This window comes from Pantoea sp. SJZ147 (assembly GCF_007828605.1).
GTDB classification, from domain to species: Bacteria; Pseudomonadota; Gammaproteobacteria; order Enterobacterales; family Enterobacteriaceae; genus Pantoea; species Pantoea allii.
Genome location: NZ_VIVB01000014.1, coordinates 126,673 through 140,430, shown reverse-complemented (window position 1 = coordinate 140,430; position 13,758 = coordinate 126,673). Strand labels below are relative to the sequence as shown.

Sequence of the window (13,758 nt, the reverse complement as noted above, 5' to 3'; positions counted from 1 at the left end):
AAGCGGTGGCCAGGCCACCGCTGGATTGCGCTTATTTCAGTAACAGGTTGGCGAGGGTCCGCACCCCAAGACCGGTTGCACCGGCAGCCCACTGATCCACCGCGCTTTTGCGGTAGGTTGCTGAGCAGTCAATATGTAACCAGCCCTGCTGATAGTTGCTGACGAAGTACGACAGGAACGCGGCAGCGCTGCTGGCACCCGCCGAGTGCGCCGGGCTGGCGATGTTATTCAGATCGGCAAAGTTCGACGGCAGATGGTTGCGATGGAATTCTGCCAGCGGCAGACGCCAGAAAGGTTCGTTTTCGCTGACTGCGCTGCCCATCACCGACTGCGCCAGATTATCGTCAAAGGTAAAGAGTGCGTGATAATCGTTACCTACCGCCGTTTTCGCTGCACCGGTCAGGGTTGCCGCATCGATCAGAAGCGTCGGGTTCTGCTCACTGGCATCAATCAGACCATCAGCCAGCACCAGGCGGCCTTCAGCGTCGGTGTTCATCACTTCCACTGACTTGCCGTTGCGGTAACGAATAATGTCGCCCAGCTTAAAGGCGTTGCTGCTGACCATGTTATCCGCGCAGCAGAGGTAGAGCTTAACGCGCTTATTCAGGCCGCGAGAGATTGCCATAGCCAGTGCACCGGTCACGGTGGCTGCGCCGCCCATGTCTGACTTCATCGAGTCCATGCCAGCGCTCGGTTTCAGGCTGTAGCCGCCGGTATCAAAGGTAATGCCTTTGCCCACCAGACACGCGTAAACGGGAGCTTCGCTGTCGCCGGTTGGGTTGAAATCCAGCGCTAAAAAGACCGGCGGACGGTTGGAGCCGCGACCGACGGTGTGCAGGCCCATATAGCCTTGTTCACGTAAATCGTCGCCTTTGGTGATGCGATAGCTGACGGCTTCACCACCCAGTTCACTGAGTAAGTCGATAGCGCTGTGCGCCAGTGTTTCCGGGCCCAGATCGTCTGCAGGTAAATTGATGGTATCGCGCACCCAGCCCACGATCTTACGGCGGCGATCAAACTCCGCCTGCTCGTGTTCACCCAGTTGCGGCCAGTCCACCTGGTTTTTAGCTTTTGGACCGCGATAGCCCTGCCAGAACGCCCAGCACTGCTCCAGGTGCCAGCCTTCACCCGCCAGCGCCACATGACGAATGCTCTGTCCATCCAGTTTACGGGCAGCCCGCTGGATGGTCATCAATGCATCCGCATCACGCAGGTGCAGCGTCATGCCGTTTTCGTTGCTGCTTAACAGCGCTTTTTCGCCCCAGCGCGCATCGGCGGGCTGGCTGCTGAGAGTAATCTTCATCGGTTGTGTATTCATTGTAGGGCTCCGTATTCGTTATTCGTTTCATCCAGCCTGTTTTTGCGACGGCTTTTAATTCAGATGTTACGCTGCACGCCGCAGACGTTGTCGGCGCACAGTTTGTCAGCCTCGGCTGGCAAATGCATTATGACTTCATGAGTTCGCGCAGCCGGGTAACAGACTTCTGCACCAGCGCGATGGCATAGTCGATCTCTTCTTCAGTGGTAAAGCGTCCCAACGAGAAGCGAAGCGAACTGTGTGCCAGCTCTTCGTTCAGGCCAAGCGCGCGCAGGACATAGGAAGGTTCCAGACTGGCAGAGGTACAGGCCGATCCAGACGACAGCGCGAGATCTTTCAACGCCATGATCAACGACTCACCTTCAACGTCAGCAAAACTCACGTTAAGAATGTTGGCGCAACTGTGCTGCAAATCACCGTTGACACTCACGCCACCTGTCTGACGAAGTCCCTGCCAGAGCCGGTCACGCAGTGCAGCCAGGCGCGCCATCTCGTCTTCACGGACTTCACGGGCAATGCGATAGGCTTCACCCATACCGACAATCTGGTGCACAGGCAAGGTGCCCGAACGCATATTACGCTCATGACCGCCGCCGTGGATTTGTGCATCGATTTGGATACGCGGTTTACGGCGCACATACAGCGCGCCGATGCCTTTGGGACCATAAACTTTATGGGCGGAAAAAGACATCAGATCGACAGGGAGTTCGCTGAGATCAATCGGGAGTTTACCCACGCTCTGGGTCGCATCAACATGAAACAGGATGCCCTGTTCGCGACAAAGCGCGCCCAGCGCGGCAATATCCTGAATCACGCCGATTTCATTGTTCACGTGCATGATCGACACCAGAACCGTGTCGTCACGCAGCGCCGCGCGCAGATCCTCAACAGCGATCAGGCCGTTCGCGGCGGGCGTCAACCAGGTGATGTCAAACCCTTCTCGTTCGAGTTGCAGGCAAGTATCAATCACCGCTTTATGTTCGGTTATGCTGGTGACAATGTGCTTGCCACGCGCCTGATTGAAATGGGCGGCGCCTTTAATCGCAAGATTATCGGATTCGGTCGCACCGGAGGTAAACACAATTTCACGCGGGTCAGCATTGACCAGCTCTGCAACCTGATTACGCGCAACGTCCACCGCTTCTTCTGCTTGCCAGCCGAAACGGTGTGAACGGGAGGCCGGGTTACCAAACGTGCCATCCAGCGTCAGGAATTGCATCATTTTGCTGGCCACACGCGGATCGGCCGGCGTGGTGGCGGCATAATCCAGGTAAATCGGTAATTTCATTGCGCTACAGCTCCGTATAGAAAATCATACGTATTTATAGCAGATTCAGCCCCTACCGCGTTAGCAGTAAGGGCCGGAGAAGCGGAGGATTACGAGGCGCGAAGGTTAACGTTGATTTCCTGAGCACGGGAGTTCTGGAAACGGCGGTTGTCGTTGGCATTTTGGCGATCGGCCACATCCAGGATTTCCTGATTATTCACCAGCTCGGCCAGCGTAATGTTGTTCAGGAACTCACTGATGCGCACACTCAGATCGCGCCATAAGACGTGAGTCAGGCAGCGTTCGCCGCCCTGGCAGCCTTCTTTACCCTGGCACTTGGTCGCGTCCACGGACTCATCCACGGCAGTGATCACTTCACCAACCGCAATCGCATTGGCTTCTTTACCTAACAGATAGCCGCCACCCGGGCCACGAACGCTTGCGACCAGGCCATGCTTGCGTAAACGCGAGAATAACTGCTCCAGATAGGAGAGCGAAATGCCCTGGCGTTCAGAGATATCAGCCAGTGGAACCGGGCCCTGGTGAGAATGCAGGGCAACGTCCAGCATAGCGGTAACAGCATAACGTCCTTTGGATGTCAGTCTCATAGCATACAACCTCAATAGCGTCCGGTTATCGGAGGATTAGCGAAGATGACAGCAAGTCTGACATTCCCGAGTAATTTGGTCAACTATTTAACCAAGTAAATTACTCAAGTATTTAACCTGGTAATTTACTCAACTATTATTCGCTGTCCGGCTTCGTCTTTTTGCGCTTCTCAAAAGATGAAAGCATACCGCGCAAAATATTCAGCTCATCGCGTTCGGGACGGGCGCGCGTATACAGACGACGCAGTTTGCTCATCACCTGACTGGGGTTGGCTTCGCGGATAAACCCGCTTTCCAGCATCATGTTTTCCATATGCTGATAGAAGCGCTCCAGATCGTCCACCAGCGGATAAGGTGAAGCGTCGTACTGCGGTTTTGGACTCTGCTTCTCTTGCGCCTGCAGCCAGGCCATGCGCACTTCATAAGCAATAATCTGCACGGCCATCGCCAGGTTGAGCGAGCTGTATTCTGGATTGGCCTGGATCGCCACGTGATAGTGGCACTTTTGCAGTTCCTCGTTGGTCAAGCCAACACGTTCACGGCCAAACACCAGCGCGACGGGTGCCTGCTGCCCTTCTTCAATGCTTTTAACACCGCATTCGCGGGCGTCCAGCATCGGCCAGGGCAAAGAGCGGGAACGTGCGCTGGTGCCCACCACCAGGCTGCACCCGGCAATGGCCTCATCCAGCGAGTCAACAATCTTCGCCTCGCCAATCACGTCACTGGCACCCGCAGCCAGAGAGATAGCCTGAGAATCAGGCCTCACCAGCGGGTTGACCAAATAGAGGTTAGTTAACCCCATGGTTTTCATGGCGCGCGCTACGGAGCCCATGTTGCCGGTATGAGAAGTTTCCACCAGCACGATACGAATATTTTGCAGCATAGTTGGGATCGGTCAGAAAATGATGAGGCGTACTCTAACATAAAGCAGGACATTTACCGAACACCCTGCTATACTCCGCGCCGTTTTCCCCGTTCTTTAACATCCAGCGAGAGATACCGATGCATCCAATGCTCAACATTGCCGTGCGCGCAGCGCGCAAGGCCGGAAATTTAATTGCCAAGAATTATGAAACCCCGGACGCCGTCGAGGCCAGCCAGAAAGGCAGCAACGACTTCGTAACTAATGTTGACCGCGACGCAGAACGCCTGATTATCGAAGTCATTCGTAAATCCTACCCAAAACATACCATCATCACTGAAGAAAGCGGTGAGCTGGAGGGGGAAGATCAGGACATTCAATGGGTAATCGATCCGCTGGATGGCACCACCAACTTTATCAAACGTCTGCCCCACTTCGCCGTTTCTATTGCCGTCCGTATTAAAGGCCGTACAGAAGTGGCTGTCGTTTACGATCCAATGCGTAATGAACTGTTCAGCGCCGTGCGTGGACAAGGTACGCAACTTAATGGATACCGCCTGCGTGGCAGCATTGCTCGCGATCTGGACGGCACGATTCTTGCCACCGGTTTCCCTTTTAAGCTCAAGCAGCACGCGCCAGCCTATATGAACATCCTGACGAAACTGTTTACCCAGTGTGCCGATTTCCGTCGCACGGGTTCTGCTGCGCTGGATCTGGCCTATGTTGCGGCAGGTCGGGTTGACGGTTATTTCGAAATTGGTCTGAAACCCTGGGATTTCGCCGCAGGTGAACTGCTGGTGCGTGAAGCTGGCGGGCTGATTACTGACTTCACAGGCAACCACGGCTACCTGCAATCAGGCAACATCGTTGCCGGTAATCCTCGCGTGGTGAAATCGCTGTTATCCGCGATGCGTGATGAGCTGAGCGAAGCGCTGAAGCGCTAAAAGAAAAGGCGGCACGTTAACGTGCCGCCTTTTTTATTGCCTGTCGGTTAGTGACGTTCGTGTGTGAGTACCTGAGCTGGCTGAGTACGACGACCCACCATTCCCATCACACCTGCCAGTACGGCTTCAATAATCAGGATAAAGAAGGCATACCAGCTGGCTTTGGCCGTTGCCTTGGCAGCCTGTTCACCCGCTTCGCGCGCTTTCTGCTCTGCCTGTTTTTTCAGTTCCTGATATTTCTGCATGGCCTGCTGATAGCTTTGTTCAGCCTGATTAACGATCTGTTCTGCTTCCTGATCGCTTTTTCCGGTCCGCGCTTTAATAATATTTTTTAACGCATCACGGTCGGCTGCCTGTAACGTATCCGAATGACGTTCAATGACGCCTTTAAACCAGTTGGTTAAATCTGTGTCGGCGGTTTGAGGATGGTTAGCGGTATTATTCGCCTGGTTCTCTGCATTCTGCGCTTCATTATTCGCATCCTGCTTCAGTTTTTCCGGTTGTAATTCAGGTTTACCCGTTTGACGCAGCGTAGTTTCCAGTTCTTTCTGCATATCGTTCAAATTAATATTGTTTTGCTGCAGTTTGTCTTTTGCCATTTGCGTAACAGATGGCGCAGCTGCTGAAATACCACTGCCTACCGCCTGAAAACCCGTACCAAGAATATTCATGGCACCGCCTAATACGCTACTGGCAAGGCTGACCGCCAGGTAAATAGTTAAAACGGTGCTAATACCAAACATCAGCAGTCCGTGTAGCGCACCTTCACGCTGGGCCAGGCGTCCGGCGACGTAACCACCGGCAGCAATGGCGAGGAGCATTTCAATTGCCGTCCAGACTAACGCACCGGTTCCCAAATGTTTAAATGGATTATCTTCCTGCAAAGGATCAATGGTGGTAGCACCAATTGCCGTACCCAGCAAGGTTAATAATATGTGAATAATCAAAGCACAAATTACACCGGCAAAAATGGCACTCCATGAAATGCGTTTAAGGGGTAAACCTGCCGTTCCAGTTACCAGCGGATCGTGGTAACCATTATTAATACGGGTATCAGCCATGAGATATTTTCCTCGCAACACAGAAAAGCCGTGCCATGTTTATTTATTCCCAGGATGGGAAGTGGATTAGCTGTTAATAGCGTAGTCAGTGAAAACAACTTTCACCACTAAACCGTCAACAGAAAAATGAAAATAGCAGAGGAAAAGAAAAAGCGGAGAATTCACAGCGGAAATTGACTTCCGCTGCTAAGGAAATTAAAACGGCCGGATTCCACCCGCCAGCCCGGGTTGGGCTGATTGCCAAAGTGCACAGCCCACAACAATTAATGTCAGACTTCCCAGTAATGCCAGTACAGGCAGCAGGCTGCGCGCACCTTTACCCGCCTGGCTGTCAGCGCCAAGACGTTGCGCCAGAGCACGGGAACGCTGAACCAGTAAACCAATGGCAGAAATGGTCAGGGCGGTGCCCAGGGCCATGACGGCTGCAGAGAGCACGCCCCACAGATAAACGCCAATCACCTTAGAAAACAGCAGCATCATAACCGCGCCAGAGCAGGGCCGCAGTCCCATCGACACCACCACCAGCAGTTGGGTTTTACCGTTAACTGCGCCAGCAACCTGCTGCGCACTCGGCAGATGTGCATGCCCGCAACCACAATGCTCATCATGTTGATGGTGAGGATGGATCGCATGAATTTTCATTGCCGACGGTGGACGCAGCAGCAACCAAAGCGTCTTGATTGCCCGGTAGCCAACCCAGATGCCTAAGGCAATAACCAGCAGGTAGCTGCCCTTCTCCAGCCAGAAACTGCTGAGATGCAACTGGCGCGACGAGGTTTTCAGCACCACGAGCATCAGCGTGACCAGGATAATGGCGACCGAGCCCTGAAGCAGGGAGGCCAGCAACGTCAGCTTCATGCTGGTTTTTAATTTTGCCGGATGGGTTGCCAGGAAGGTAGTAATCACCACTTTACCGTGGCCCGGCCCTAATGCATGGAGCACGCCATAAATCAGGCTAAATGCCAGTAACGACAGTCCGGCATGATGGGGCTGCTCTGCAACCTGCTGCAGGAGCTGGGTCATCTGGCGATGCAACACTTTTTGCCAGAGAACACTTTGCAGGAGTATCTGCGGCCAGTGTAGCCAGATTGCCGCCCCCACCGTGCCAAGCGCTGCGGCAAATAGCGCCAGCGGCCACAGCCTTTTTTTGGGCCTCGTCGTAAGCGTTAGTGACATGTCAGGATCACCGTTTGCGCGAACTGCCTGCCTAAATCCATATCCTCTGGCGGCGCATCCGCCTTGTCGAGCGAGAGGGCATATTGTTTCAATGAATCGTCAGGCTTTGGCGTATGTAACGTAAATGAACAGCGTGACTGTAACGCTGGCGGTACGCTTAGCGCCTCAGGTTTGTCGTAAAACATATCGACGAAGTAAGTGGGATCGAAGGTCAAAATCTCGAAGCGCTCATTGTTGAGTAACGGCGGCTCGGCCAGCGGCAGGACAAACTCCAGTACCGCCTTGTTGCCGCTGCGTGACAGATTGTACTCTGTTGGTAAATTCAAGAACTTCACCCGCTGCTTGTTGTGCCAGATTTCAGAAAAGTAATGTTGTCCAAGCACGTTTGCCATCACTCCCGCAGCCAGCTTCTTCCATACCACCGTACCCGGTTTGGCATCACTCGCGTCATACAGCAAATCGGCAGACGTAATCTCATCCATGGTCCAGGTCATTTTCAGACCGGTGAAACGATCGTCCTTCGTGACCAGCTCGGTTTTCATATCGATAAAGCTGTGGGGATGTGCCAGGACTGACGAACTTACCAGGCAGAGTAGTACGAAAAACATGCGTTTCATAATGTTATAAAGTAACTTTCCTGATGAAAAGGTTTCATAAGTAACAAAATTTTGTGACCCGCCTTAAACCTCTGAACAAAAAGTCGGGTAAACCGTTCACTGGTCCAGGTGGTTGACTATTCTTAGCTAAAAATAGCCTGCTGGATAATGATTGATGAGTTCTGCTACATCTTCAGCACCACTCTTCACCGGTTTACAGCGTCGCTGCCATCTGTTGTTACTGCTGTTTCTGCCTGCTCCCGCGCTGACGCTTAAAAGATTAAGCCTGCTAAACGGAGTGGATATCGCCACCGCGCGACAAGATATCGCGGAAGTCGGTGATGAGATACAGCGCTATCATCAACTGGAGCTTCACCAGATGGTGGATGGCAGCCTACGCATTCATGGTACAGAGCTGGATCGCCGAATTTGCTTAATACACAATTTGCGACGCAGCCTGCGACTGTCGCAGGCTTTTGTCTGCGAGCATTTTGCTGCCCCCTTACGTCAGCGCCTGAAACAGATGAAAATTGAAAAAGCGCTGTACGATGAAACCAACTTGCAGGCGCTAATTCAGCACTGCAGCCTGTGCCTTAATCGCCCGTTCAGCACACGCGATCAACTCTTTTTACAAATATTTATGAAATACGGTCTGTGCCAACGTCAGCCTGCGATCTTTACTGCCCAGCAGCAGGCATGGCTGGCAGCAAAGGCAGAACGTCAGGCCGCAACAGATGTTATCCATCACTGGCAAAAACGCTGCCATCTGTCGCCGGACGCCAGCGAGACTGATTTCTGGACGCTGCTCTTTAGCCTGCTCCACTCGCCTGATCCTGACTGCGTCACGCATTCCAGCGAACAGCGTCTGATGCGCGCCACTCAGCGACTGATTGATGACTTTGAGCATTATGCTGGCAACGCTTTTCATGAACGATCTGAACTGCAGCAGCAGTTATATACCCATTTAGCTCAGGCGCTGGATCGCACCTACTTTACTATTGGTATTGATGACAGTGTGGCACAAGACGTAACCAGGCTTTATCCGCGCCTGCTGCGCACGACACAGCAGGCGCTGGTCGCTTTTGAGCAGGAATATGAGATCAGTTTCGAAGCGGAAGAGGTTAGTCTGATCACCGTGATTTTAGGTGCCTGGCTCATGCAAAGTAGTGCGCTACAGGAAAAACAGGTGCTGCTGCTTACCGGTGACGATCCCGAGCTGGAACAGGATGTCGAGCAGCAGATCCGGGAGATCACCTTGCTGCCTGTCAATATTACTTACCAGCGCGTTGAGGATTTTCAGCGCGATGGCGCACCGCGCGAAGTCGATTTAATTATTTCGCCTTATGTGACTTCGCTGCCGCTGTTCTCGCCCCCGCTGATTCACGCAGAACTGCCGCTGACAGAATACCATCAGCAACGCATTCGCTATTTACTTGAATCGTAGCGCGGGCGCAGGAACAGTGCAGGCACGACAACCAGCGCCATGACCCAGAAGAGATGACCCTGTAGATGGGTAAAGAGGACGCCGCAAAGCATGGTCATCACCGCAATACCGCCGCCCATCGCCAGCGCCGAATAGAGTGACTGCAAACGAATAACATCCGTTCCGTGACGTGAAGCGATGAAACGCATCGCGGCCAGATGGCAAACCGTAAAGCTGCCGCAGTGCAGAATTTGCGCCACGATCAGCAATGGCAAGGCGGTGCTGGCTCCCAGCAGGCTCCAGCGAATCAGCGCACAGAGGCCCGAGAGCAGCAGCAGATCGGGCGCGCGCCAGCGGGGAAACAGCCGGTGACTCAATGCAAATACCACAATTTCAGCCACCACGCCCAGCGACCATAAATAACCGACCACCGACGCGGAATAGCCGCTCTCCTGCCACCAGATTGCGCTAAAGCTGTAATAGGCGGCATGCGCGCCCTGTAATAACGTGACGCACACCATAAAGCGCCAGACCGCGTTTTCCTTTATCAGGTCACGCCAGGCCTGCCAGCCACCGCTTACCCTGCCCTGCCTTTCGCTGCCCTGAGGATGTGTTCGTGGCGTCAGCAACATGCCCGCCAGCATGCTGACCAGCCCCACAGACAGCAGCATGAGGATCGCCTGTGAAGAGAACGCACTCACCAGCATCCCGGTCAGCGCCGAGCTAATCACAAATGCCAGGGAACCCCACAGGCGCACGGGCCCATAGGCCAGACCAATCTGCTGTGTCCAGGTTGCAGCCAGGGCATCGCTTAACGGCACCAGCGGTGAGAAAAACAGGTTAAAACCGGTCATCACTAACAGCAGCCACATCCACTGTTGCCCGACCCAATAACCGACGGCAATAAAACAGGTCAGCAGCGCCAGCAGCCGTAACGCCGTAATCAGTTGTGCTGGATTTTTAACCTGGGAAGCAATAAACAAACTGCCAACAAAGCGCGCTACCATGCCGCATCCCAGTAACAAGCCAATTTGTTCAGGGTCCAGACCGACACCTTTAAGCCAGACGCCCCAGAAAGGAAGATAAATACCGTAACAGAAAAAGTAGGTGAAGTAGCTTAATCCAAGCCACCTGGCGGAGCCGATTGCCATTTTCCCTCCAGCAGCGATGCTACCAGGCAATAATGAGTGGTCGTTACTTTGGCAGAGCCGGGTCGTGCAGGCAATAAAAAAGGATGGCCGGGGCCATCCTCTTGTCAGACTGTGTTTTCAACAGAGCCTGTTATGCGTAAACCGGCAGACGCGCACAGATATCCAGCACTTTCTGCCTGGTGCGTTCAATGGTGGCTTCATCATTGACGTTGTCTAGCACATCAGCGATCCAACCGGCCAGTTCACGCACGTCCGCTTCTTTAAAGCCACGGCGCGTGACGGCTGGCGTACCAATACGCACACCTGAGGTGACAAACGGACTTTTCGGATCGTTCGGCACGCTGTTTTTGTTCACGGTGATGTTAGCACGGCCCAGCGCGGCATCCGCTTCTTTACCGGTCATGTTTTTGCTGACCAGGTCGATCAGGAACAGGTGGTTATAGGTGCCACCTGATACGATGTTGTAGCCACGCTCAATCAGCACCTCTACCATTGCTTTGGCGTTTTTTGCCACCTGCTGCTGGTAGACTTTAAACTCAGGCTCCATCGCTTCTTTAAAAGCAACGGCTTTACCTGCGATGACATGCATCAGCGGGCCGCCCTGTCCACCAGGGAATACGGCAGAGTTAAGCTTTTTGTACAGCTCTTCGTCGCCACCCTGAGCCAGGATGATGCCACCACGCGGACCCGCCAGGGTTTTGTGCGTTGTGGAGGTCACGATGTGCGCGTGAGGAACCGGGTTAGGGTAAACATCCGCAGCAATCAGACCCGCAACATGCGCCATATCAACAAACAGCCATGCGCCAACGCTGTCAGCGATTTCACGCATTTTAGCCCAGTCGCAAATACCGGAATACGCCGAGAAGCCGCCGATGATCATTTTAGGCTTGTGGGTTTGTGCCAGATCGGCCAGTTCGTTGTAGTCAATTTTACCGGTTTCATCGATACCGTAAGGCACGACATTATACAGTTTGCCTGACAGGTTAACCGGCGAACCGTGCGTCAGGTGACCACCGTGTGCCAGGTTCATACCCAGGATGGTATCGCCGGGCTGCAACAGCGCGGTGAAAACGGCAAAGTTAGCCTGAGAGCCAGAGTGAGGCTGAACGTTGGCATAGTCTGCGCCAAACAGGGCTTTAGCACGATCGATAGCCAGTTGCTCGACAATATCCACGTATTCGCAGCCGCCGTAGTAACGCTTGCCCGGATAGCCTTCGGCATATTTGTTAGTGAGCTGTGAACCTTGCGCCTGCATAACACGCGGGCTGGTGTAGTTTTCAGAAGCAATCAGTTCAATGTGCTCTTCCTGACGCACTTTCTCTTGCTCCATCGCCTGCCACAACTCGGCATCATAATCGGCAATGTTCATTTCACGCTTTAACATCCGCATCTCCTGACTGGCTATCTTTAAATCGGCAATTTACGCCCCTGAGGGCGAAGGCTGACAGTGTAAACCGTTTTATCTGGGTAAGGTAGGGTGAATTCCCTCTTTTTACGCAAACGTTTGGCTATGGAATAGCAAAGCATTTTCACCGCATTTTTTGCAATGCCTGCCCTTCAACATTATTCCTGACGATGAAACAGATTTCCTTCCATTTTGTAGCGAAAACCTGCCAGTTGCTGCCAACAAAAAGTAAGCGAAGATTTACAGCGTGAAAGAAGTGGTTATAAGATGTATTTTAAATGCAACTTTAAACGAGGTGTTGTCATGCTTGATGCACAGACCATTGCTACCGTGAAATCCACCCTACCCGCCATCGCCGCCTGTGGTCCCGATCTCACGGCACATTTCTATAACCGCATGTTTTCTCAGCATCCGGAACTGAAGCATGTCTTTAACATGAATAACCAACGTAATGGCGGTCAGCGCGAAGCCCTGTTTAATGCGATATGCGCCTATGGGGCAAACCTGGAAAACCTGACGGCGATACTGCCTGCTGTTGAAAAAATTGCTCAGAAGCACACCAGCCTCATTATTCAACCCGAGCAGTATGCAATTGTGGGTGAGCATTTACTCGCAACCATCAAGACACTGCTGAATCCGGGTGATGAGGCGCTGGCCGCCTGGGGACGCGCTTACAACGCACTGGCAGAGGTATTTATTCAGCGTGAAGATGCCATTTATCAGGCGTCAGAACAGCAAAAAGGCGGCTGGCGCGGGAAGCGGGTGTTTCGCATCAGTGCGATGGAACAGCAAAGTGCCGTCATTAAAAGCTTTACCTTTACGCCTGTGGATGGCGGCCCGGTTGCAGCGTTCAAACCCGGACAGTATTTGACGCTTCACTTACAGCCTGCGGGGTTTGAATATCATCAGATTCGTCAGTACTCACTAACCACAGCCAGCAACGAGAAAACCTACCGTATCGCGGTTAAACAAGAAGCGCTGGGGAGTATATCAGGCTGGCTGCACCGACATGCCGAAGTGGGTGACGAGGTGCAGCTGGCCGCGCCGCACGGCGATTTTTTCCTGCAGGTGCGCCCGACGACGCCGGTCACACTCATTTCTGCTGGCGTGGGACAAACACCGATGCTGGCCATGCTGCACGCGTTAGCTGCACAACGCCATCCGGCGCCCGTCAACTGGCTCCACGCTGCCGAAAACGGTAAACAGCATGCCTTCGCAGAGGAAGTAAACACGACCTGCGCCCAGCTTCCTGATTTTGTACAGCACATCTGGTATCGCGCGCCCGATGAACAAGACGCAGGCCGCTATGATGCGCAAGGTGTTATGGATTTGGCGACAGTGTCAGCACGACTGCAGGATGTGAACACCCACTTCTACCTGTGTGGGCCGCTGGGCTTTATGTCTTTTATCGTTAAGCAGTTGCATGCGGTGGGCATTGCGGCAGAAAGAATTCACTATGAGGTGTTCGGGCCGCATAAAGAGATGTGATCTCAGGACATAAAAAAGCCCGCAACAGGCGGGCTTCTGACTCAATCGTAATCAAATCGCTTCTTCGTCTTCTTCGCCGGTACGAATACGCACTACCCGAGCCACATCGAAAACAAAGATTTTACCGTCGCCAATTTTGCCGGTTTGCGCGGTGCGCATGATGGTTTCAACGCAGGTATCAACGATATCGTCCCCGACCACCATTTCAATTTTGACCTTAGGCAGGAAGTCCACCATGTACTCTGCGCCACGGTAGAGTTCCGTATGGCCTTTCTGGCGGCCAAATCCTTTTACTTCGCTCACGGTCATGCCGGTGATGCCGACTTCAGCGAGTGCTTCACGTACGTCATCAAGCTTGAAGGGTTTAATAATTGCATCGATCTTTTTCATGTCAGATCCTTTCCTCACGCCCTCCATGTGCAGAGGGATTTTTAAGTATAAATGTCGCTGGCAATGCCG

The 13,758-nt window shown here is 53.2% G+C and carries 13 protein-coding genes; 3 read left to right on the top strand and 10 right to left on the bottom strand.

Annotation, left to right across the window (positions count from 1 at the left end; translation table 11 throughout):
* Window positions 1-31: 31 nt before the first annotated feature.
* The 4 genes from pepB to trmJ form a co-directional block, all read right to left on the bottom strand.
* On the bottom strand, window positions 32-1,318 hold the full coding sequence (pepB, locus tag FBY13_RS19525) for an aminopeptidase PepB (RefSeq protein ID WP_145394929.1): 1,287 nt from the start codon (window positions 1,316-1,318) through the stop codon (window positions 32-34).
* Window positions 1,319-1,445: 127 nt separating this feature from the next.
* The gene (locus FBY13_RS19520; RefSeq protein WP_063880573.1) at window positions 1,446-2,606 is read right to left on the bottom strand and encodes an IscS subfamily cysteine desulfurase; all 1,161 of its coding nucleotides are present in this window, start codon (window positions 2,604-2,606) and stop codon (window positions 1,446-1,448) included.
* A gap of 89 nt (window positions 2,607-2,695) precedes the next feature.
* The gene (gene iscR / locus FBY13_RS19515) at window positions 2,696-3,193 is read right to left on the bottom strand and encodes a Fe-S cluster assembly transcriptional regulator IscR (protein WP_063880574.1); all 498 of its coding nucleotides are present in this window, start codon (window positions 3,191-3,193) and stop codon (window positions 2,696-2,698) included.
* A 136-nt stretch (window positions 3,194-3,329) separates the two neighbouring features.
* Entirely contained in the window at window positions 3,330-4,076 is a 747-nt protein-coding gene (trmJ, locus tag FBY13_RS19510; RefSeq protein ID WP_145394928.1) for a tRNA (cytosine(32)/uridine(32)-2'-O)-methyltransferase TrmJ, read from the bottom strand.
* A 119-nt stretch (window positions 4,077-4,195) separates the two neighbouring features.
* Between trmJ and suhB the strand changes: the two genes are divergently transcribed.
* Entirely contained in the window at window positions 4,196-4,999 is an 804-nt protein-coding gene (suhB, locus tag FBY13_RS19505) for an inositol-1-monophosphatase (protein ID WP_063880576.1), read from the top strand.
* Between the two features lie 47 nt (window positions 5,000-5,046).
* Here the strand turns inward: suhB and FBY13_RS19500 are convergent, their stop codons facing one another.
* The 3 genes from FBY13_RS19500 to FBY13_RS19490 all read right to left on the bottom strand — a co-directional run bounded on the left by FBY13_RS19500 (window position 5,047) and on the right by FBY13_RS19490 (window position 7,853).
* Entirely contained in the window at window positions 5,047-6,060 is a 1,014-nt protein-coding gene (locus FBY13_RS19500; RefSeq protein ID WP_063880577.1) for a hypothetical protein, read from the bottom strand.
* Between the two features lie 195 nt (window positions 6,061-6,255).
* Window positions 6,256-7,236 carry a nickel/cobalt transporter gene (locus tag FBY13_RS19495; RefSeq protein WP_063880578.1) on the bottom strand — a complete coding sequence of 327 codons (981 nt, stop codon included), beginning with the start codon at window positions 7,234-7,236 and terminating at the stop codon, window positions 6,256-6,258.
* The gene (locus FBY13_RS19490; RefSeq protein ID WP_109717529.1) at window positions 7,227-7,853 is read right to left on the bottom strand and encodes a DUF1007 family protein; all 627 of its coding nucleotides are present in this window, start codon (window positions 7,851-7,853) and stop codon (window positions 7,227-7,229) included. Before FBY13_RS19490 ends, FBY13_RS19495 begins: the two co-directional genes overlap by 10 nt.
* A gap of 154 nt (window positions 7,854-8,007) precedes the next feature.
* Between FBY13_RS19490 and csiE the strand changes: the two genes are divergently transcribed.
* Entirely contained in the window at window positions 8,008-9,276 is a 1,269-nt protein-coding gene (csiE, locus tag FBY13_RS19485; protein WP_145394927.1) for a stationary phase inducible protein CsiE, read from the top strand.
* On the opposite strand, the gene FBY13_RS19480 is transcribed toward csiE, so the two are convergent.
* Window positions 9,258-10,406 carry a 3-phenylpropionate MFS transporter gene (locus tag FBY13_RS19480; protein WP_145394926.1) on the bottom strand — a complete coding sequence of 383 codons (1,149 nt, stop codon included), beginning with the start codon at window positions 10,404-10,406 and terminating at the stop codon, window positions 9,258-9,260. The genes csiE and FBY13_RS19480 overlap by 19 nt on opposite strands.
* A 130-nt stretch (window positions 10,407-10,536) precedes the next feature.
* Entirely contained in the window at window positions 10,537-11,790 is a 1,254-nt protein-coding gene (gene glyA, locus FBY13_RS19475) for a serine hydroxymethyltransferase (protein ID WP_109717526.1), read from the bottom strand.
* A gap of 324 nt (window positions 11,791-12,114) precedes the next feature.
* Here glyA and hmpA point away from each other — a divergent pair, with 324 nt between their 5' ends.
* The gene (gene hmpA / locus FBY13_RS19470) at window positions 12,115-13,299 is read left to right on the top strand and encodes an NO-inducible flavohemoprotein (RefSeq protein ID WP_145394925.1); all 1,185 of its coding nucleotides are present in this window, start codon (window positions 12,115-12,117) and stop codon (window positions 13,297-13,299) included.
* A 51-nt stretch (window positions 13,300-13,350) separates the two neighbouring features.
* On the opposite strand, the gene glnB is transcribed toward hmpA, so the two are convergent.
* Window positions 13,351-13,689 carry a nitrogen regulatory protein P-II gene (gene glnB, locus FBY13_RS19465; protein ID WP_003848647.1) on the bottom strand — a complete coding sequence of 113 codons (339 nt, stop codon included), beginning with the start codon at window positions 13,687-13,689 and terminating at the stop codon, window positions 13,351-13,353.
* Window positions 13,690-13,758: the final 69 nt, after the last annotated feature.

Coding starts and splice junctions, on each gene's coding strand:
- pepB (WP_145394929.1), bottom strand. CDS start 1,318: ATGAATACACAACCGATGAAGATTACTCTCAGCAGCCAGCCCGCCGAT.
- FBY13_RS19520 (WP_063880573.1), bottom strand. CDS start 2,606: ATGAAATTACCGATTTACCTGGATTATGCCGCCACCACGCCGGCCGAT.
- iscR (WP_063880574.1), bottom strand. CDS start 3,193: ATGAGACTGACATCCAAAGGACGTTATGCTGTTACCGCTATGCTGGAC.
- trmJ (WP_145394928.1), bottom strand. CDS start 4,076: ATGCTGCAAAATATTCGTATCGTGCTGGTGGAAACTTCTCATACCGGC.
- suhB (WP_063880576.1), top strand. CDS start 4,196: ATGCATCCAATGCTCAACATTGCCGTGCGCGCAGCGCGCAAGGCCGGA.
- FBY13_RS19500 (WP_063880577.1), bottom strand. CDS start 6,060: ATGGCTGATACCCGTATTAATAATGGTTACCACGATCCGCTGGTAACT.
- FBY13_RS19495 (WP_063880578.1), bottom strand. CDS start 7,236: ATGTCACTAACGCTTACGACGAGGCCCAAAAAAAGGCTGTGGCCGCTG.
- FBY13_RS19490 (WP_109717529.1), bottom strand. CDS start 7,853: ATGAAACGCATGTTTTTCGTACTACTCTGCCTGGTAAGTTCGTCAGTC.
- csiE (WP_145394927.1), top strand. CDS start 8,008: ATGAGTTCTGCTACATCTTCAGCACCACTCTTCACCGGTTTACAGCGT.
- FBY13_RS19480 (WP_145394926.1), bottom strand. CDS start 10,406: ATGGCAATCGGCTCCGCCAGGTGGCTTGGATTAAGCTACTTCACCTAC.
- glyA (WP_109717526.1), bottom strand. CDS start 11,790: ATGTTAAAGCGTGAAATGAACATTGCCGATTATGATGCCGAGTTGTGG.
- hmpA (WP_145394925.1), top strand. CDS start 12,115: ATGCTTGATGCACAGACCATTGCTACCGTGAAATCCACCCTACCCGCC.
- glnB (WP_003848647.1), bottom strand. CDS start 13,689: ATGAAAAAGATCGATGCAATTATTAAACCCTTCAAGCTTGATGACGTA.